The sequence below is a fragment of the Psychrobacter alimentarius genome, assembly GCF_001606025.1.
Taxonomy (GTDB): domain Bacteria; phylum Pseudomonadota; class Gammaproteobacteria; order Pseudomonadales; family Moraxellaceae; genus Psychrobacter; species Psychrobacter alimentarius.
Genome location: NZ_CP014945.1, coordinates 1,079,804 through 1,099,724, shown reverse-complemented (window position 1 = coordinate 1,099,724; position 19,921 = coordinate 1,079,804). Strand labels below are relative to the sequence as shown.

The following is a 19,921-nucleotide window of genomic DNA, read 5'->3' as shown; positions in this document are numbered from 1 at the left end:
ATGAACTTTTATTTATTCAATAATGTACGGACACATTATTATTTCAGGAGTGAAACCTATGTTGTATCAAAATCGTTTTGGTCATTTTAAATTTAGCAAGGCGCTATTATTGGGCGGCGTTTGTACCGCTATCTTGACGGGTTGTAACCAGTCAGCACAAGATACCGGTGCGACAGATGCTGCTACTGGCGATGCTGCAACAGAGATGAAGACGGTCGCTATTACCGCTATTGTTGAACATCCAGCACTTGACGATGTACGCAAAGGTGTCATAGACGAGTTGAATGAAGCAGGCTTTAAAGACGGTGAAAACTTGACTGTCAACTTCCAAAGCGCCCAAGGCAATACAGCAACTGCTGGACAGATTGCGAAGCAGTTCGTTGCCGATGCGCCAGATGTGATCGTCGCTATCGCAACCCCGTCTGCTCAGTCTGTTGCTGCCTCAACCAGCAGCATCCCTCTGGTATTCTCAGCGGTCACTGATCCAGTCGCTGCCAAATTAGTACCCAAGCTTGATGGCTCCGGTACCAACGTGACAGGCGCATCAGATGCGCTACCGTATGAACCACAGATCGAATTGATGCGTCAAATCATTCCTGATTTGAAAAATGTCGGTTATGTTTATAGCCCAGGTGAGGTGAACTCAACCATCATCTTAAAAAATCTAAAAGAAAAATTAACGCCACTTGGCATCAATGTGCACGAAGCACCAGCTCAGCGTAGTAATGACATTGCGATGGCAGCACGTAGCCTTGAGGGTAAGGTTGACATGATTTATACCTCAACCGACAATAATGTGGTATCGGCTTACGAGTCGCTCTATCAAATCGCCAAAGAAAGTAAAATCCCACTTATTGCTTCAGACACCAGTTCAGTTGAGCGCGGTGCGGTGGCAGCATTGGGTGTGAATTATTACAATCTTGGTCGCGAAACTGGCAAAATCGTTGTCCGTATCTTGAATGGTGAAAAAGCAGGCGCTATTCCTGTCTACACCCCACAAATGTTAGACCTGTATGTCAGTCCAAAGCATGCTAAAGAAGAAGGCATTACTTTGTCACAAGCGGTTATCGATAAAGCAAAAGAAGTGGTAGAATAACGCACATTCATACTTGGCTTTTCATAGCAAAAAAAGGTAGCTGGTGGTTGTGATCACGTTGTCATCCATTATCTACTCTTACGCTAGAATACCAAGTATTTACTATAAGAAACCCAGCTATGAATCAGTAGGCTGGGCTTCTTTTTGATATGTTTTGGTTTACCCTAACCGCAGATTGCTTAATCTGTTAAATTCACCGCTCAGCCGTTTAGATAACTTGATTCATGGATAAAATAGTACCGATTTTTTTGGTTGCTTCACTCTATGAATAGCGACAACGTTATTTGCTAAACGCTTGGTTATGACTTACTGATCTCTTATGTCCTTAATTGCTTTTTTTGGTGCGCTTGAAAGCGGTCTGATTTATGGCCTAGTAGCACTTGGTGTGCTTATTTCATTTCGTACTCTCGACTTTCCTGACTTGACTGCTGATGGTAGTTTTCCACTTGGCGGTGCAGTCGCTGGTATTTCTATTATCGCTGGTATCAATCCATGGCTTGCCTGTGCGTTTGGTATGCTGGCAGGTTCAGTCGCCGGTATTGTCACTGCATGGTTGCACGTCAAGCTTGGAATTTTGCAATTACTTGCCAGTATCTTGGTGATGGTCGCGCTATATTCTGTCAATCTACGCATCATGGGTGCGCCAAACTTGCCGCTATTGGGCGAAACCACCGTGTTTAGTACGTTAGTGTCCGATGGCAACGGTTATTGGATGCGCTGTCTAATTATCGGCACTGTTGTACTATTAGCCATGTTATTCTTAAACTGGTTTTATAGTACTGAAACTGGCTTATCCATGCGTGCTACTGGCTCAAACCTCAGAATGGCACAGGCTCAAGGTATCAATACGTCGTGGATGACCATTATTGGTATGGCAATCTCTAACGGTTTGATAGCATTGGCTGGCGCGTTATTTGTGCAGACCCAAGGTGGCGCAGACATATCCATCGGTATTGGTACGATTGTCATTGGTTTGGCAGCCGTTATCATTGGTGAGACTATTATTCCTGCTAAGCGGATTTGGTTAATTACTTTTGCGGTGGTAGTCGGTGCGGTGCTATACAAACTCTTTATTCAGGTCGCCCTGTCCAGTCAAACCCTGCGTAGCATCGGTTTTGGTCCGCAAGATTTGAACTTGATTACAGCATTACTCGTGGTCTTGGCTCTGGTATTACCAAAAGCCAAAACTAAATTTTTAAGTCGTAAAGTTCGGGCTTAATGTCAATGTGCAACCATAAGGAATAATTATTATGATGCAAGCTACAGATTTGCGGTTGACCTTTAATCCTGGAACGCCCATTGAAAACCCTGCATTACGTGGTATCGACCTAAATATTGCAGATGGTGAATTTGTGACCGTCATCGGTACCAATGGTGCTGGTAAATCAACTTTTTTGAACGCCGTTAGTGGTACCACACGTGTCGATAGTGGCTCAATCTTGTTGAATGGTATTGATGTTACTAAAAAGACGGCACATCAGCGCGCTCATTGGGTGGCTCGTGTATTCCAAGACCCGATGGCGGGGACTTGTGAAGCATTAACCATCGAAGAAAATATGGCACTGGCCTATAAGCGTGGTGGCAAGCGTGGCTTGAGTTTTGCACTCAATCAAAACAATCGTGATTTGTTTAGAGAAAAGTTGTCGGTGCTAAAACTGGGATTGGAAAACCGTCTGACCGATCGCATGGGCTTGTTATCAGGTGGTCAACGTCAAGCAGTCAGCTTACTCATGGCCTCCTTACAGCCCTCTAAAATCCTATTGCTTGATGAGCATACGGCAGCGCTTGATCCAAAAACAGCGGCTTTTGTTTTGGAGTTAACTGATAAGATTGTGACGGACAACAAACTGACCACTATGATGGTTACACACTCCATGCAGCAGGCATTGGCGCATGGTACTAGAACGGTGATGCTGCACCAAGGTCAAGTCGTACTAGATGTGTCAGGCGATATTCGTAAAGGTATGACAGTACATGATTTACTCGATATGTTTGAGCAAACGCGCGGTGAAAAAGTTGAAGATGACAGTTTGATTTTAAGCTAAGCTATATAAAGATAACCGTGATAAACGTTTATCAGTAAGCTGATGTTTTGCCAGCTTTTATTGACGTACTCTTTTTTTTCAATGCATCATTTTTTCAACGTATAAGCACACTATAAACCTTCAAGAAAACACGTTTTTCTTGGAGGTTTTTTTGTTATCTATAGTTAATAATCGTATAAAACTTTTCCTCATAGGGATATAGTTGTTATATATCGCTATTTATCTGTGAGATCTGTCATGCGTAAAATTCCTGTTTATACCCATCCTGCTGCTGGTTGGCCCGCCCTATTCTCTTCTACTCGTAAATTGATGGACTATAAAACTTTTTTGCGAGGCAGTATGAGTGTGTTAAAAAGCAATCAGCCCCAAGGTGGGTTTGACTGCCCAGGTTGCGCATGGCCTGATCATAATTCTCATAAAACCCTCGATGTTTGCGAAAATGGCATCAAAGTCATCGCTAGTGAAACCATGACTACCAAAGCAGATGCAGCCTTTTTTGCAAAACATACGGTCACCGAGTTACAACAATGGTCAGGCTACGAGCTAGAACATATTGGCCGCCTATCAGAACCTGTCTATTATGATGCAACGCAAGATCGCTATGTAGCGATTTCTTGGGAAGCCGCTTATGAACGTATTGCAGCCCAGCTAAAGCAGCTTCATTCGCCAGATGAGGCGTTATTTTATACCTCAGGTCGGGTTACCAATGAACCCGCTTTCATGTATCAGTTATTTGTGCGCTGTTTTGGCACCAATAACTTGCCAGACTGCTCGAACATGTGCCACGAACCCACCTCAGTGATGCTAAGCAAACAATTGGGCGTTGGTAAAGCCACCGTAAAATTAGAAGATTTTGGGCAAGCAAAACTGATATTGATGTTTGGTCAAAACCCAGCAACCAACCATCCTCGCATGCTTGAAATGCTTGCTCATTCTCATGAAAAAGGTGCTCGAATTATTTCTATCAATCCTATGCGCGAACAAGGTTTAAGTAAATTTAGAAACCCGCAGAAGCCCATACACATGGCAGCGGGTTCTAGCGACACTATGGTTGACGAGGTTGTTCAAGTTCAAATCGGCGGTGATGCAGCTTTACTGACAGGTCTTGCTAAATGGCTGGTTAAAAACGATAAGATCAATAGTGACTTTATTACGACCCATACTTCGGGTTTTGAGCCGTTAAAACAATGGCTTACTGAGCAATCATGGGTAGATATTGAGCGTGGTTGTGGTATCACTCAGGCAGAAATCATCAATCTTGCCCAGCTGGTGGCTGACAGCCCAGCAACGATTTGCACATGGGGTATGGGTATCACCCAACACGTGCAAGGCGATGATAATGTAGCGATGATTACTAACTTATTACTACTGATGGGTATGATTGGTATTGATGGCGCAGGTGCTTCTCCAGTCCGTGGACATTCCAATGTACAAGGTGACCGTACGATGGGCATCCATGAACGCCCTGCTCAAAAACTACTAGATAGTCTTGAACGGGTGTTTAAACACCCTATGCCGCAAGCGCACGGTTACGATGTCGTGACAGGCGCAAAAGCGTTGATTGCTGGTAAGTTTAAAGTATTTATGGCGATGGGTGGTAATTACGCTGTGGCAGCGCCTGATACTAAAGCCATTCAACAAGCTTTGACCACCACTCAGATGAATATTTTTGTGGGAACCAAGCTCAATGAGACAATGTTATACCCTAGTGCAAACAATCTTATCCTGCCTTGCTTGGGTCGTACTGAACGCATCATTACGGCTAAAGGTGAGCAATTTGCCACTATCGAAGACTCTATGTGTCAGATTGTTCGAACTCAAGGCAATTTGAAACCCGTTAGCGAGACCTTGAAGTCTGAAGCGCAGATTGTGGCAGATCTTGCTACTCATGTATTCGAAGATCATTCGAACATTCCATGGCAAATGATGAGCGAGGATTTTGATGTCATTCGTGATTATATTGCTCAGGCGATTAGTGGGTTTGAGAATTTTAATCAACGTATTCGTGAGATTGAACGTGGCTTTCATTTGTATCACCCTGCACGCCACCGCGTATGGAATACCAGTGACGGTAAAGCACAGTTTGAAGTACCGCAATATCCGATTACTTATGTCGCTGCACAAATGGCAGAGGCAACGTCGTCATTTCAAGATGACACAGACATTACAACCTCAAGCAGTGTCACTCAAGCCAATGAGCAAAAGATTTGGCAGTTGACCAGTGTTCGTAGCCATGACCAATTTAATACCATGATTTTTGGTTATCAAGATCGTTATCGTCACACCGATCGACGTGATGTGCTGTTTATGCATCCTGATGAGATGAACCGTCTAGGATGGCAAAAAGGCGATAAGGTTATGATAACCCGACACCTAAGTAAAGACAGCACAGACCAGGCACGTATTTTAGGGCCACTAATATTGACCGAAATGGATATCGCTGCAAACGCCGTAGCGACTTATTACCCTGAGTGTAATGATTTATTTGATTTGGACACCCATGCGCCAGACTCTCATATACCTGCCTACAAATCAACGACTGTGGTTTTACAGCGTGTGAATGCAGATACGGAGATGGCAGACCCTGCTTAGTTTTTGAAAGCCGAGTCTCTCGGTAACGACGATTTACAACAAAGACGGCAAAAATATTATCGATAATTAAACACTGTGACCACCTATAATGACAGACAAGACCAATGCGACAAATCAAGCGAATGAGCCATTTTTATCAGATAAGCAACCTAGTGTTATAGACTTGCCTACAACGCCGCTTGCACGTGTTCATTTGTCACAGAAACACGCTTATTCTTCAGATAGATACGATCACAGTGGCGCAGCTCAACCTTATGTTGATAATCAGCCAGCCAGTTTAGCAGTAGAAGCCGCTGTTGCCATTGTCATCAATGGCATACATTACGCGGTACTGATGGCAAGTCCAAACCAGCTTGAATACTTAGCAGTTGGGTTCTTATTTAGTGAAGGCCTAATTCGACATAGTCATGAGTTATTAGATTGGGAGGTGACGCTGCTTACTGATATTTCAAGTTACCGACAATTTGCTCAAGACTTAGACGATGAAAGTAATGAACCAGCTACCTTTGAGAAAATTTCCGAGCAACTGCAAGATTACGACGTTTATGTGGTCGAACTGGTTCTAAGCCAGCGCTGTCATCAACGCATTCAGGCTCAAAGGCGTCAACTAGCAGGACGCACAGGATGCGGCATGTGCGGTATTACTGGATTGACACAAGCACTGCCCGATCTTAGTAGCTATTCACAAAAGCGCTTGCCTCATACGCCTCAAATTCATTCAATTAAGAGCGCAGCAATACCAAGTCTTGAGTATCTGTTGGACATGCGACAAAAAGTTGATGCGTTGCAACATACACATCAATTGACTGGCGCAGTACATGCAGCCGCTACGATACATGAACAACAATTGTATCTATTTGAAGATGTAGGGCGTCATAATGCCCTTGATAAACTGATAGGCTGGCAATTGCGTCAGAAAATAGAGGTGGGCTGTGTACTAATGACCTCACGTTTATCAATTGAGCTGGTGCAAAAATCTATTCGTAGTCATATCCCTTGGCTAATCGGTATGTCTGCCCCTACCAGTACAGCGGTTCGCGTCGCTGAACGTTACGGATTGGGCGTAGCTGGATTTTTGCGTCATGATAGAGTGACGTATTATTCAAGTTATCTAAACGCTTAAAAAGCTATATAAGACTTCTCTAATCTATCACGCTATTAAAAAATCAAAACACAATTGATGATGATAGACTGCGATAAATAAGCCTAGTTGATAGTATTAATCTGTATGTTCGCCATCAGATGCCTGCTCAGCACAGAGCCTATAAAGACTTTTTATAGTATAAATAAGTGCAAATAGCATCTAAATATAGGTAAGCGAGCAAATAACCTGTTTTTAATTAAAAAATGACTTGTAATTTAATATATTTTTGCTAATATAGTCCACCTTGATTGGCTGGATGGCAGAGTGGTCATGCAGCGGACTGCAACTCCGTTAACGCCGGTTCGATTCCGACTCCAGCCTCCAATTATTTATTAACTTTACGTTAATTTTAGCTTGCATTATTAGCATAACCGCTTATAATAGCCAGCACTTATCTAGCTAGTAGAATGATTACTTAGTAGATATTACAAGTTTTGCCCGGGTGGTGAAATTGGTAGACACAAGGGATTTAAAATCCCTCGCTAGTAATAGCGTGCCGGTTCAAGTCCGGCTCCGGGTACCATTACATAGTCCTATACTATCTTATAGAACAGCTAAAGCCCCTGATATCAGGGGCTTTGTTGTATCTGGCGTTCTATACTGTCTTGCTCTATCTATCCCAATCCATGAGTCTGATGTACACTACTATGTACACTGGTTTTTAAATGTACATTGGGGTGTCAGTTATGGAAGCACGCAAACCTATCAGCTCCGACCGCAGCATAAGCAGTCATAAAGCCGATGACAAGGAATACCTAGTCTCTGTAAAAAATCATCCTATGCTTTATCTCATGGTCAGACCTAACGGAACTAAGTCTTGGGTTTATCGCTATCTGTCCCCTACTCATTCAAAAAACAAACGTATATCGCTTGGAGTGTATCCAAACGTATCATTTTCTCGTGCCTGTGAAATCTGGCGTGATTATGAAGGGCTACTAAGCCGTAACATTGATCCTAAAAACCATCGTGAAGAATTAAAGAATAGTATTATTAGTAAAACTAAAAACTCTTTTAATCATTTTGCTTGGGAGTATTTCGATAGCTTGGAGCAAACTCAAAAGGGTAATACACTTATTCGTAAGAAGGGCCGTTTAGAGCTTATATGCTCTTATATTGGTAATGAACCTATTAGTGAGATTGGCTCACCTAGAATGCTCGAAGTGTTACTAGACATCCAAGCTAACTCCTTAAATAAAGCTGGCAAGCTCACAGATAAGGCTGAACGCTGTGCAGGTATTGCTAGTGACGTGTTTGTCTATGCGGGTGCTCGTGGATTCTGTAGTAGCAATCCTGCGGCGCTTATTAAGAGTCAATTGGCTAAATCTAGCTATGGTCACCGCCCTGCCATCACTAAGCCTAAAGATTTGGCTAAGTTACTGCGAGCTATTGAAACCTTAAATTGTGATTTGAATACCATAAGCTCCCTTAGGCTATTAGCTATGCTCTTCGTGCGTAACGGCGATCTACGCCGTATGAAATGGGATGATTTAGACCTAGAGACTGGTAGGTGGCAATTGAAGCCACTCAAGGGTCAAGGTAAGGTAACTATGGTTAAGGATATGGTGGTTCCCCTACCGCATCAAGCTGTAGCTATATTGCGTGAACAGCAAAAGATTAATGGCCATACTGAATATGTCTTTTTTAGCGAAACAGCAAAAAAACACCATATCATTTCAGACGCTACTGCTAATAATCAACTACACAATTTGGGTTATCAAAACATACATTGTGCTCATGGTTTTAGAGCCGCTGCGAAGACTATCCTGCAAGAGCAGCTAAAGTACTCTCTTGTGCTTGTTGAGATGGCATTGGGTCATACCACTAAAGATCCTAACGGCTCAGCTTATGGTCGATTTGAGTACATTGACGATCGTGCGGAAATGATGCAGAAGTGGGCTGACTATTTAGATGCTTTGCGCGAGGGCAGAGATACGGCAGAGTTTAGAGCGGATGCGCAAACCAAGGCTGACTCTACCTTGCAGCTGCAAGCGTTGATCGATCAGCTGGGAGAGGATAAGGTGTTAGCTATGTTAAAAGACAGGAAATAAGACATTGATGTATTCTAATAAACCATAAATCACTTCAAAATTTAATAAGTTATACTCTCTATCTAGTTGCACTTATAAATATAAAAAAGGTACATGTAATGCCATACATCTCTCTTGAGACTCTAGTTTCAGCTAGAAAAGATATTAAAGATACAGTATCAAAACCAGAAGAGTTCTTCGGTATAGTGCTCTTTTTGATATGTACTTGCGAAACCAAGATTAATGGTAGTTACTTAAAAGTTGATATACAAAAATTCTCCGAATACGCAGATAATGCATTCTATTTCTCAGACAGTGAACAAGATCATCAACGTGGATTTAAATATGGGTTGTTAGTACAAAACTGGAGAAAAAACTTAAGAAATAGGTACTTAAAAAGAGGTCAAGTATCTCTAAAAAGTTTCATGTACTCTTTGTATTGGAACGCTACAGAGAAGGAAATACTTACGTTACTAAAAAAAATTCCAGAAGATTTTAGGAATGAATTTTTTATAGATGATATTTCTACTACTGACTTCAATTGTTCTAAATCTATTCAAAGACAAGACTTACTTAAAATAACGGGTAATACTTTTTCTGGATCAGCTGACACTTATACAAAAAAAGGAGTTTTAAGATTTGATAATGTAGTTATAAACAATACAAGGGCTGGAACTTTCAATGGCGGAAGTCCTTTCACTTTTGCACTTTTCCCTAAAACTGTCCCTAAAGATCTTGATAAAATATTATTAACTTATGATTTTGATATTTTTGAAGGTTATAGCTTTTTACCAAATAGCATAGGAACCACTGATCAAAGTTTAGAAAACACAACATCAAAACTTGAACCCTCAAAGAACAAAGTAAAACCCATTAAAATTAATAGAAACTATGATAATAAAGCTATTTCAAAGCCTTTCCTACTCTTAGCTGGGATATCTGGTACGGGGAAAACCCGCTTTGTCCGTGACCAAGCTATACTCACAGGCAGTCTTAGCGATACTTATTGCCTTATCCCAGTACGCCCTGACTGGCATGAACCCAGCGACATACTTGGTTATATATCACGATTGGGCGGTAATGGTAACGCTGAATATATTACCACTGACGTACTACAATTCATTGCCAAAGCATGGCGTGCCATTATTGATGCAGGTCTTGAACTAGAGTCTGAGGGTAATGGTCTCGCTGTCACAGGTGACAAAAGCGAGCTTGATCAAGTATTGCCTTACTGGCTATGCCTGGATGAAATGAATTTAGCCCCTGTCGAGCAATACTTTGCTGATTATCTATCCGTTCTAGAAACACGCGAATGGCAGTGGGACGATGAACAATTCATTTATTGCTGCGATCCACTTTTAAAGTCAGCGACTATCGAACAATTAGAAGATAAAAGCAAACTGCGTGATGCATTAGGTTTTGCAGATCAGCAGTACGATGATGCTTGGGACTTGTTCTGTGAGCATGGGTTAGGTCTGCCCTTTAATTTGATCGTAGCTGGTACAGTCAATATGGATGAAACTACACATGGTTTTTCGCGTAAAGTCATCGATCGTGCTTTGAGTTTTGATTTTGGCGATTTTTTTCCTAATGAATTTGATCACTTCTTTGAACCGACAGTCACTCATAACGCCTTGAACTACCCTATTGACTCTCAAGCCTCTATCGATAAGTTACCGCCCATAGATAGTGATGGTAATAAGAGCATTAATTTTCTAAAATCAATCAATAAAGTATTGGATGATACGCCTTTTCAACTGGCTTTTAGAGCATTGAATGAGCTACTGCTTGCTGTGATTAGCGCCTATCCTGAAGATGAGAAGCAACTGCAAGCTGTATGGGATGACTTTTTGATGTGCAAAGTATTGCCGCGCATCGAAGGAGATCATGATAAATTAGCAGTTATAGATGACTCTGTAAGCAGCCATGAGGAGTCGTTACTCACAGAATTAACAGCTATCTTAAAACAGGAACTTGTTGATATTTGGTCTATGGAAGATGATCAAGATAAACTACGTCCTGATCTATATCGTAAAAACATAGATGGTAGCGTGTTAAATATCACTTGCCGTAGCAAGGCTAAACTGGCTTGGATGCAACAGCGCTTAGAGCGTTCTGGCTTTACTAGCTTTTGGCCATAAAACTTGCAATTATAGAATAGATATAGCAAAACCAATGGAGTAATAATGCCAGATCTGTTAAGGATACAAACCCCTGATTTTGAGCTGTCCATTTGGTGCAATGACATTGAGAAACGTCAAAAGACCTATCAGTCTACTTTAGAGAAACGTGAGGCCATAAGCGATTATAATGCTCAACCATCTATAGTGCGCTTTTCTCCGCCCTTAGATATGCTTAACGCTGATTTTATGAATGAGCCTTTGGTTATAGAGGATAGCCTGTCTCCTTCAGGCTTGGTAGATTCTTTAGAATTAGATAATTTTATCTTTTTTGAGAACCTTCAATATCAGTTTGAAGTCATATTTACTGGTGACGTGGAAAAGGCGTATCTGAGCCATCGTAGCCACGCTATTAACAAGAGCTTTCGGTTTATTAAGGCAAATAAACAACGTTCAACGCTAGCACGCCTAACAGGTACGATCAATACTGCAAATGATGTTGGTTGGCTACGCCTACCCTTTAATTACATCAAGTCATCTCAAACCTTTAAAAGTACCATTTCTTTTGAAGTGCTACCTACTAAGATGAGTTTGCATGATGACTTACCTAAGATGTATCAAGCGATTGATAATGCCTTTCCACTTTGGCGATTTAGTTTAGTCGAGAAGACGGAACAAGATAGTGGGCAAACCAAACAACGCCATCAGTTTCCACTGCTTTGGCTGGCAAACTTCAGTCATTTGCGTCATCAACTGTTTCATGCCTTAAAGGTCATCAGCCAAGCACCACATAGCCGCTTACAGGCTCAAACGTCTTATACAAAAGCTGCGAGAATAAAAGGTAAAATACCTGCGCGATTAGGAGCAAAAATAAAGGAAGATCTCGCTAACGGTCTGCATGAACAGCGTTATCAAGTCACAAAAAAACAGCTCAGTGTTGATACTCCAGAAAATCGTTTTATCAAAATGGTTGTCTCTACTACTAAGAAACGACTGGCTGATTTTGAGTATAAGCTCAGGCAAGATAATAAAAAGTCAGTTTCTCAAAGACTATCAAATGCATTCTTAGATGAGTTTCATCAGTGGCAACAGCCCCTACAAAAGATGCTGAAGCAAGGCTTTATGGCTAATGTTGGCGACTATAATGGTCATGGTCGAGAATCATTGGTGTTGCAACAAAAGGTAGGCTACAGTTCTGTATATAGAATTTGGCAAGAGTTAAAGTTTTACTTGGATGTGTTTGATAATCAATCCAGCATTTCCATGAAGTCAGTTGCAGAAATCTATGAGGTGTGGTGCTTTCTTACTTTAAGAAATATCTTAATAGATGAGTTAGATTTTAAGGAAGTCGCTACTAAGAAACAAGAGTTACAACTTAAGAAGTTTTTTGAATATCAGCTTAAAGACGGCTTTGCTGGTGCATTTAAATTTGAACGTGATGATGGCGTTAAAGCTAGATTGGCTCATGAACCGCGATTTAGGAAAACGACTAAACCGATTCGAACTTATTCTGTCAGCCAAGAACCTGATATTTTATTAGAAGTTACCTTCCCTAATAATAGACAGTTTATCTGGTTATTCGATGCAAAATACCGTATCAAAACTAAAAAAAATCAGTACGACGATGTCAATCAAGATATAGAAAAGAATGATTATGTACCTGATGATGCTATCAATCAAATGCACCGTTACCGTGATGCCTTGATCCGCGTCAATGAAAGCAAACACGAGAACGGTGTGGATAAGAGTCGTCCTGTTTTTGGTGCCTTTGCGTTATATCCCGGCTATTTTGATCAAATAAGTAAAGCCAACCCTTACTCTGATACTATCGATGAAATAAGTATTGGTGCTTTTGCGTTATTACCTAGCCTAACTCAAAACAGTCCAGAAGCTGATAACAGCTGCTATTGGCTACTAAACTTCTTACGTCAAAATATCGGTAAACGTATTTCTAGTGCTGTTTCAGATTTATCGACCTCTCAATACAAGTCAAGCATGGAAGAGAATATTTACTTACAGGATGCCGCGCGTATCCCGTACGATGGTATGCAACAAATACTGTATCAAGACTTGACTCTAACACTCGCCGTAGATAAGAATGATAACGATTACAGGCTCGTTAAAGACGGTACTGTCACGCTTTATACTTTACCTAAAAATAGTATTTTCACTAGATATGACTACCATATTTTAAAAGAAGTTCGCTATTTAAGCTTAGCCATCTGTTCTGATATGGACTCTAACTGCTATGACATTGAATATGTATGGCCTGTGAAAAAAATGGTCGCTCTCACAGACCATTTTATTTTTGAGCTTGATCAGCCGTTAAAGTTACAAAGCAAAATCAATAACGTACCTGATTCTACTCAACAATACTTTAAGCTGACCACTTTAAGATGCTTACAAAGCGTCAGTGACTTCAACGATATTGAACCAGTATATCAAGAGTTGTGTTCCAAGATAACGGTCTCATAGCAACCAATCGTAGCTCAAGTCAAAGCAGCCGTCATAATAAAGTTTATTTGAGTACAAATTATTTATAAAAAACAAGGAAAGCATCAATGTCAGATTCTACTTTATGCTCCGCTACTGAGTTTATCAATAATAGCAATCTGAACATTAATGATCCATTTGAGCTTGGATACTTCTCTATATCTGTAGCTTACTACAAGCAAGCAAATCTGGAACGAGGACAAGGTAATGAAGCTTTAGCTAATGCGTTACAACTTGCTTCAGATATTTGCTCAATGGCAATCAATCCAAGTAGTCCTAACGACCCTTTTAAGGCTGGCACCACTTACTCTGATGGAAATACTATTCAGCGATCAGCTATTCCAGATGATTTAACAAGTGAACAGCTAGATTTCATAGCAGGTGTTTATACTGACATAACAGACCCTATGATTAGAGCTCGCTTTGCTGACATACTTTGGTTATGCGCAAGTCCAAGAAAAGTCGATTACGCACAAGCTGCTATAGAAAGCTATATGCAACTTCCGATCGACCCTGAAACATGGCACCCTGATATAAAACAGTGCTGGGAACGATGCGTTCAGTTAGCTAGACAAACAAAAGATCGTCAAAAAATACAAAATATCGAGTCAATACTAAAAATTGCTTTTGAAAAATATTACTCAGATAGCCATTTTATGAATCTCTGGCTTGGTGAGATGATTGGACATCACCATCTACTTAGAGACGACCTGACAAAAATTTCAGAAGAGCTATGTGGTCATGGTATAAACCTTTTAAATTCAGGTAACTATTGGCAAGCTCGTGATCATCTTGCTGTGGCTGAAAAGTTTTTTAGGGCTCAACAAGAAGATGATAAGTGGCTAAACTGTTTGCTCTTGTCAGCTGAATGCTTTGTACTTGAAGGTGATTCTCAAGTAACAAATAATATTCAAGGTCAAATGGCTGCTAATCATAGCTATGAAAATGCTCTTCAAACTTATCGAAAAGTTCCAAAAGCGAAGAGAAGTTTGTACGCTGTTAATGAGAAGATGGTTTCTGTCAGAGATAAGATTATTGAAACAGGTCACAACATATTAGATGAAATGCCTGTTTTTCAGCTACCCAGTGTTGATATAACTGACACCGTTAAGGCGTCTATAGAACATGTATCAGATAAGCAAGATCTAAATCATGCTTTATTATATTTTACTGCCTTTCCTTCTCCCATATATAAAGACCTGCGATCTCAAGCCTTAGAAAGTCACCAACAGTATTTTCTGAGTAGCTTGTTTGGTAACATTCATTATTCTGGAGATGGGCGAGTTACTGCTAAAACTCCAGCATTAGGTCTTGATTACAAAACAGAAGAAGAAAGCGAACCAGCAATATTTAGTAAAATGACTCAAGACTTTCAGTTAAACATACAGTTTATGGTGCAAGGAAGCATCGTCCCAGCATTAAACCAAATACTTATGGATTTTAGGGTAACAAAGGAGTACTTAATACAGCTATGTGAACTTTCACCCATAGTTCCTGAAGGTCGAAAGTACCTTTTAGCTAGTGCTCTATGGAGCGGTTTTGAGCACGACTTTAGAAACAGCATTCATTTACTTGCTCCTCAAGTCGAACATATAGTGAGAATTTGTTTAAAAAATAATGGCGTTCATACCACTACTATCGATAAAGGTGGTATTGAAAATGAAAATGGTTTATCAACATTGCTCAAGCATGAGCAAGCTGAGGAGGTACTAGGTGAAGACCTACTGTTCGAATTAAAAGCTGTCTTCACCGAATCTATTGGCGCTAACTTACGCAACGATGTTGCTCACGGTTTACTGGATGATCAAAGCTCTGGTTCTCAAGTATCGGTTTATGCGTGGTGGATGATTTTGAGATTGGTAGTCAGGTCGTTATTTGACTCTAGCACATCTAATGTTGAATAAATTTTTTAAGTCTAAAGTCCAAGTGCATTATTCACGGAATAATCTTTCATACCTAAAAAGCACCCCCTCATCGTCATCCGATCAAAGCTATATACATGAGCATGAGGCGCTTCCCTACAGCGCCCTACTAGCGGCTGCTTTTGATCTGGTTTACCTTTAGCAAGCTCGATTACGCCAGAGCAAATTGGACAGGTTGCAGTGAACTCTGTAATCCTTGCTATGTTGAGCTTATCTTTATTTCGGTACATTTCAATATCTGTATTATCGACATTGATATTAGCAAAGAACATAGGCGCTTTAACGACACGGTGATAAGGCAGCATATATAGTGGCATAAAAAAATACCGCCAGTTTAGATAAGCTACAGGAATGAATGCTACGAAAAGCATAGCTTGCCAAAGCTTAAAATTTTGTAATTCGCTTAGTAATAGGATGACAAGTAACGCAAAGATAGCAACACAGATATCTACCAAAAAACTTAGCATCAGCAAGATCATTAGCAAAATGCCTCGAAAGCTTAAGATCTTTAGCTCACCTTTTTTGAAGAATAGCTTAGTGAATAAAGATGGCTTAATCTCAGAAGTCGCTTTGCGCTCATAAGTAATACTACTTAAATCTTCATAATCCTCAGATTCAAAGACAGCAGATTTAGCTATCTGCTCTTCCTCATTTTCAATAGCTCTAATACTCATCCACACGTAGGTTTTGTTTTTGGCACCACCCTCTGATACAGATGAAATAACTTCTGGTAAATAACCTATATCCTTAAAAGCCTGTTTACAGTCTGGTTGTGATTCGATAAATTTTTCTAACTCTACATTTAATCTATCCGTTTTTATCTTATTTTTAGCAACTTGACTGCTCACAGTATTTTTATTCACGCCCCTCGCTTTGGCATAGATATCTTGTCTTGATAACTTATTAGGTTCAAACCCTTCATCCGAATACTTTAGTTTATTGAGCTGTGCTTCGACTATTATTCTGAGGCAATGATCATAAAAAGTATTTCTTGGAAAATTAAGAAATTGTTTTTCGAGCTCTTCAAAGACACCTAAGTGTATGTTTTTCATAGTTAAATACCGATTAAAATCCTATTACGCCCCCAATAGCAGTCTGTTTTAGAGGCAGAATTCTTCTCATAATTACCTCACTCCTAACCAACTAACAAGAGGATGGTAACTATGACTATGTCAATAGCTGTTAATGAGCAAAAGCAAATCGTCAATGTTAAACAAGTCGAGCGAGGGCTGGCTTGTATGTGTTTTTGCTTTGAATGTGGTGAGCCTGTAGTAGCTCGTAAAGGTGAAAAGAATGAGCACCATTTTGCACACTTAAACAATAAAGAAAGCTGTACTATTCATCCTGAAAGTATCCTACACAAGTTTGCTAAACAAGTCATTATGGAAGAGAGGTATTTAACACTGCCATCACTACCTGACGACGAAAACAGTGAGGATAAAACGTGGCAGTTTGATCATTTGATTGAGGAGCAGTCTGTTGGCTGTATCCGACCTGATATAGTCGCAACGGTCGATGATGAAATAATGTTTATTGAAGTCGCCGTGACCTCTTTCATCGATACTGATAAAGCGGATTTTATTAAGCAGCTAGGCATTACGACTGTTGAGATAGATTTAAGAGAAATCATCACGCAAGGTATTGAATTACCAAGTGAGGAAGCTAAAGATTATATTCTAGACTGTGTGAGTAATAAGCAGTGGATCTTCCCATCACCGAAATCGTTAACAATACCAGTGGCCCCTACGCCATTACCTGAGCCTATCTATAATTGCCAGAACAGCACTAACGAGAATAGTAGTGGAAGCTTTGATAAAGGCTATATCATCTATCGCTTTACCATCAAACACGCTTGGGTAGATGTCAGGGTTTTTAATTCAGGCATGGTGTCTATTAAGTGTGTGACCTACAATCATGATGTGATTGAGATACTCAAGCAATGGCGTAACGAAGGCGGTGGGCAATATAATCAAAAATATAAGTCATGGAATTACTTCAAGCCGTTTTCAGACACTGTTTTTGAACGATTGCAAGAAATGGATATGACTCCCAAGAATTAAAGATAACTCAATTCAATAATACGGAAAATAAGATCATGACTCTTACTACGATACTACTAATTATAATCTTGCTAATGATGGCGCTACTTGTGTGGACTATACAGCGAATACAATTGCAAAATAAGGCTCTACTGGAGAGCGAGCGGGATATTGCGCAAATTAAGAACGATATGCTTGAAAAAGAAGCAGGCTTTCAACAGCGATTAGATAAAGATATTAAAGAGGCGCAAAAGCGTTCAAACAACATGCAGCGTAACGTCCTAAAAGGTCAAATTGGTGAACAGTTCACACCCTTTATTACTGATTTTCCTTACAACCCTTCAGACTGCCGATTTATGGGGGAACCGATTGACTATGTCATCTTCCAAAATTTACACGAGTGTGCTGATGGCAATGTACCTATCGAGGACGTGCATCTCATTATTGCAGAAGTTAAAACAGGAAATGCGAGACTCAACCAGCGACAGAAGATTATTAAGCAAGTAATCGAAAATGGGCAGGTCAGCTTTAAAGAATTGAGGATAGGATACTGTGAGGATACGGAAGTGATGCGTGTTCAGGTAAACTGGCGGGAATCCTAATTTGTTGAGCTTATACATCTGATACGCCTTATGAAACCCCTGACGTTAGGAATCAAAATTTAAAAAATTCTCGTTAAAAATGATTATTAATCAACTGTAAAGGAATGACTTTATGACTGATAATACTAAGAAACTAAGTATGTACTTAGACCAAAATGCTTTAGATAAATTAAGAAAAAGAGGAACAGATGCCCATTTTTTTGCTCTTAGAGATAAGTACAATTTTGTTTATTCCAACGGTACTTTGAGAGAAGTTCATAAAGCTGGAATTAATGCTGATGATAGTCAAAAGATAGCAGAATTTATTACTGTTTTGACTAAGCTAGAGGCGACTTATTTTCAATTACCTGACATTTCATCTAATGTTGATGCTAGACCTTATGAATGTATTGATACGCCATGTAATGTTTATCTCAAATTTGTTGACGAAGACCTTAGATATGATGAATTTACACAGCCTATGGAGAAAGTAGGTCTGGCTGTTTACAATGGCATCGAGGATTATGATGAGTTTAGTGATATCCAAATAAGTTCTATGTCGTCTCTAAACGATTTTCTGTCAGATAACCTAGCCACTTTAGAGCTTGAAAATGCAAATTGCACTGATAAAAATATTAAACCGCACTTAGAAGCATACATTGACCTGTGTCATCAAAGGATGCAATTTCTTGAATCTCAACTTCATGATTTTCAAAAAGACATAAGGTTGATGAATGAAAAATTCAAGGAGGCTAATCAAGACCAGAGCATGAGTAAGGCTTTTCGGGATGCATATTGTATCAATGTCGATAATCTTAAGAAAATCGAAGGGTTTAATGCTTTAAGCAGAATATTTGCATATTTAGATGAGGTTAAGCCTAAGAGTTTCCCTCCATTAAGAGAGCTTTATAAGGATATCTTCGATGAGGATAAAAGAATATTCAACAGAATTTTCATAATCTATGATTTTTTAAACTTGATTGGTTATTACCCTGATGAGTCCCTTAATAAAGAAAATAAGTTTTTACGATCAAATCTTGACCGGAATCATGCTGCATTAGGTTGCTTCTGCGACATTTTCGTGACTCACGATAAAAGGTTTATAAAAAAAATGAAAGTAATATATGAACATTTTAATATAGCTACCAAAATATACGATATTGAAGTATTAGACGACCAAACCAGTTTTAAAGTGCTTTATGATTTAGCAGAAGGCATAATCTAGATGATTAATTATGCACTTTATGAGAGCATGATCTCATCCCAAAAAACTGCACAACTACATACTCTCTATTAATGGACTATAGTTAAAATATGTTAAAAATATCCTTAAATATAACTTATGACTTTGTTAGTAAGGGTTACGTTATCTATATCGTTCAAATTATATAATTCATAGGACATTAATCCATGAAAATATTCAGAGGATTTACAGGTTCAGTAAAGTTTGGCTTAAATGAAAATGAAAATTTGATAAGACCGAGAAGACCAAGACATTCTGATTGTTTTGTACATGAAATTGTAGACCAATGGTTTTACTGTAAATTTGGAATTAAAGCCAGAAGCGAGACTATTTTTTGTACTCCTAATTGTCACCAAGCCACTAAATACGGCGAAGCTTATGAGATAACCGTTCCAGATACTATTAAATATAAACTAATATACAGTGTTAAAGTTGATGATTTGATTGATATTGAGGAAGAGGTTGATGATTTAAAAAACAAAGATGAAATTATAGCCTGGTTAGAAAGTAAAGATTATGCTGTAGTGTCTAACTTCGATAAATTACCTATAAAATTCAGAGGCGAAATTATGTTGTACTGTACTCATTTTAATATTGAAAAAGACGGTGAGAAATAGCT

The 19,921-nt window shown here is 39.6% G+C and carries 14 protein-coding genes and 2 tRNA genes; 15 read left to right on the top strand and 1 reads right to left on the bottom strand.

Going from position 1 to position 19,921, the window contains the following annotated elements; all coding sequences use genetic code 11:
* The first annotated feature begins 58 nt into the window (after positions 1-58).
* From A3K91_RS04630 to A3K91_RS04580, 11 genes are all read left to right on the top strand, one after another.
* Entirely contained in the window at positions 59-1,096 is a 1,038-nt protein-coding gene (locus A3K91_RS04630) for an ABC transporter substrate-binding protein (protein ID WP_062844206.1), read from the top strand.
* A gap of 319 nt (positions 1,097-1,415) precedes the next feature.
* On the top strand, positions 1,416-2,315 hold the full coding sequence (locus A3K91_RS04625) for an ABC transporter permease (RefSeq protein WP_062844205.1): 900 nt from the start codon (positions 1,416-1,418) through the stop codon (positions 2,313-2,315).
* A 31-nt stretch (positions 2,316-2,346) separates the two neighbouring features.
* The gene (locus A3K91_RS04620; protein WP_062844204.1) at positions 2,347-3,141 is read left to right on the top strand and encodes an ABC transporter ATP-binding protein; all 795 of its coding nucleotides are present in this window, start codon (positions 2,347-2,349) and stop codon (positions 3,139-3,141) included.
* A gap of 237 nt (positions 3,142-3,378) precedes the next feature.
* A complete protein-coding gene (locus tag A3K91_RS04615; RefSeq protein WP_062844203.1) occupies positions 3,379-5,733 on the top strand; it encodes an FdhF/YdeP family oxidoreductase in 2,355 nt (784 codons plus the stop codon).
* Positions 5,734-5,821: 88 nt separating this feature from the next.
* Entirely contained in the window at positions 5,822-6,856 is a 1,035-nt protein-coding gene (gene fdhD / locus A3K91_RS04610; RefSeq protein ID WP_062844202.1) for a formate dehydrogenase accessory sulfurtransferase FdhD, read from the top strand.
* A 271-nt stretch (positions 6,857-7,127) separates the two neighbouring features.
* Positions 7,128-7,201: transfer RNA gene (locus A3K91_RS04605), tRNA-Cys, on the top strand.
* A 112-nt stretch (positions 7,202-7,313) separates the two neighbouring features.
* Positions 7,314-7,400 (top strand) — tRNA-Leu (locus A3K91_RS04600).
* A gap of 163 nt (positions 7,401-7,563) precedes the next feature.
* Positions 7,564-8,925, top strand: coding sequence for a tyrosine-type recombinase/integrase (locus A3K91_RS04595; RefSeq protein WP_062844201.1), 1,362 nt, complete (start codon positions 7,564-7,566; stop codon positions 8,923-8,925).
* Positions 8,926-9,023: 98 nt separating this feature from the next.
* On the top strand, positions 9,024-11,045 hold the full coding sequence (locus tag A3K91_RS13945; RefSeq protein ID WP_084387261.1) for an McrB family protein: 2,022 nt from the start codon (positions 9,024-9,026) through the stop codon (positions 11,043-11,045).
* 45 nt (positions 11,046-11,090) lie between these two features.
* Complete coding sequence (locus A3K91_RS04585) at positions 11,091-13,499, top strand: DUF2357 domain-containing protein (RefSeq protein ID WP_062844200.1); 2,409 nt, start codon at positions 11,091-11,093, stop codon at positions 13,497-13,499.
* A gap of 86 nt (positions 13,500-13,585) precedes the next feature.
* Positions 13,586-15,421 carry a DUF4209 domain-containing protein gene (locus tag A3K91_RS04580; protein WP_062844199.1) on the top strand — a complete coding sequence of 612 codons (1,836 nt, stop codon included), beginning with the start codon at positions 13,586-13,588 and terminating at the stop codon, positions 15,419-15,421.
* An 11-nt stretch (positions 15,422-15,432) separates the two neighbouring features.
* On the opposite strand, the gene A3K91_RS04575 is transcribed toward A3K91_RS04580, so the two are convergent.
* A complete protein-coding gene (locus A3K91_RS04575) occupies positions 15,433-16,491 on the bottom strand; it encodes a hypothetical protein (RefSeq protein ID WP_062844198.1) in 1,059 nt (352 codons plus the stop codon).
* A gap of 111 nt (positions 16,492-16,602) precedes the next feature.
* On the opposite strand from A3K91_RS04575, the gene A3K91_RS04570 reads away from it, so the two are divergent.
* The 4 genes from A3K91_RS04570 to A3K91_RS04555 all read left to right on the top strand — a co-directional run bounded on the left by A3K91_RS04570 (position 16,603) and on the right by A3K91_RS04555 (position 19,919).
* Positions 16,603-17,499, top strand: a complete 897-nt coding sequence (locus A3K91_RS04570) for a competence protein CoiA family protein (RefSeq protein ID WP_062844197.1) — start codon at positions 16,603-16,605, stop codon at positions 17,497-17,499.
* Between the two features lie 35 nt (positions 17,500-17,534).
* Positions 17,535-18,080: a Holliday junction resolvase-like protein gene (locus A3K91_RS04565; protein ID WP_062844196.1), complete on the top strand. Its 546-nt coding sequence runs from the start codon at positions 17,535-17,537 to the stop codon at positions 18,078-18,080.
* Positions 18,081-18,192: 112 nt separating this feature from the next.
* On the top strand, positions 18,193-19,284 hold the full coding sequence (locus A3K91_RS04560; protein ID WP_062844195.1) for a hypothetical protein: 1,092 nt from the start codon (positions 18,193-18,195) through the stop codon (positions 19,282-19,284).
* Between the two features lie 185 nt (positions 19,285-19,469).
* Positions 19,470-19,919 (top strand): hypothetical protein, encoded by a 450-nt coding sequence (locus A3K91_RS04555; RefSeq protein WP_062844194.1) that lies wholly within the window; start codon positions 19,470-19,472, stop codon positions 19,917-19,919.
* The last annotated feature ends 2 nt before the right edge of the window (positions 19,920-19,921 follow it).

Excerpts from the sequence above, each read along its gene's own strand:
- A3K91_RS04630 (WP_062844206.1), top strand. The coding sequence starts at position 59 with ATGTTGTATCAAAATCGTTTTGGTCATTTTAAATTTAGCAAGGCGCTA.
- A3K91_RS04625 (WP_062844205.1), top strand. The coding sequence starts at position 1,416 with ATGTCCTTAATTGCTTTTTTTGGTGCGCTTGAAAGCGGTCTGATTTAT.
- A3K91_RS04620 (WP_062844204.1), top strand. The coding sequence starts at position 2,347 with ATGATGCAAGCTACAGATTTGCGGTTGACCTTTAATCCTGGAACGCCC.
- A3K91_RS04615 (WP_062844203.1), top strand. The coding sequence starts at position 3,379 with ATGCGTAAAATTCCTGTTTATACCCATCCTGCTGCTGGTTGGCCCGCC.
- fdhD (WP_062844202.1), top strand. The coding sequence starts at position 5,822 with ATGACAGACAAGACCAATGCGACAAATCAAGCGAATGAGCCATTTTTA.
- A3K91_RS04595 (WP_062844201.1), top strand. The coding sequence starts at position 7,564 with ATGGAAGCACGCAAACCTATCAGCTCCGACCGCAGCATAAGCAGTCAT.
- A3K91_RS13945 (WP_084387261.1), top strand. The coding sequence starts at position 9,024 with ATGCCATACATCTCTCTTGAGACTCTAGTTTCAGCTAGAAAAGATATT.
- A3K91_RS04585 (WP_062844200.1), top strand. The coding sequence starts at position 11,091 with ATGCCAGATCTGTTAAGGATACAAACCCCTGATTTTGAGCTGTCCATT.
- A3K91_RS04580 (WP_062844199.1), top strand. The coding sequence starts at position 13,586 with ATGTCAGATTCTACTTTATGCTCCGCTACTGAGTTTATCAATAATAGC.
- A3K91_RS04575 (WP_062844198.1), bottom strand. The coding sequence starts at position 16,491 with ATGAAAAACATACACTTAGGTGTCTTTGAAGAGCTCGAAAAACAATTT.
- A3K91_RS04570 (WP_062844197.1), top strand. The coding sequence starts at position 16,603 with ATGACTATGTCAATAGCTGTTAATGAGCAAAAGCAAATCGTCAATGTT.
- A3K91_RS04565 (WP_062844196.1), top strand. The coding sequence starts at position 17,535 with ATGACTCTTACTACGATACTACTAATTATAATCTTGCTAATGATGGCG.
- A3K91_RS04560 (WP_062844195.1), top strand. The coding sequence starts at position 18,193 with ATGACTGATAATACTAAGAAACTAAGTATGTACTTAGACCAAAATGCT.
- A3K91_RS04555 (WP_062844194.1), top strand. The coding sequence starts at position 19,470 with ATGAAAATATTCAGAGGATTTACAGGTTCAGTAAAGTTTGGCTTAAAT.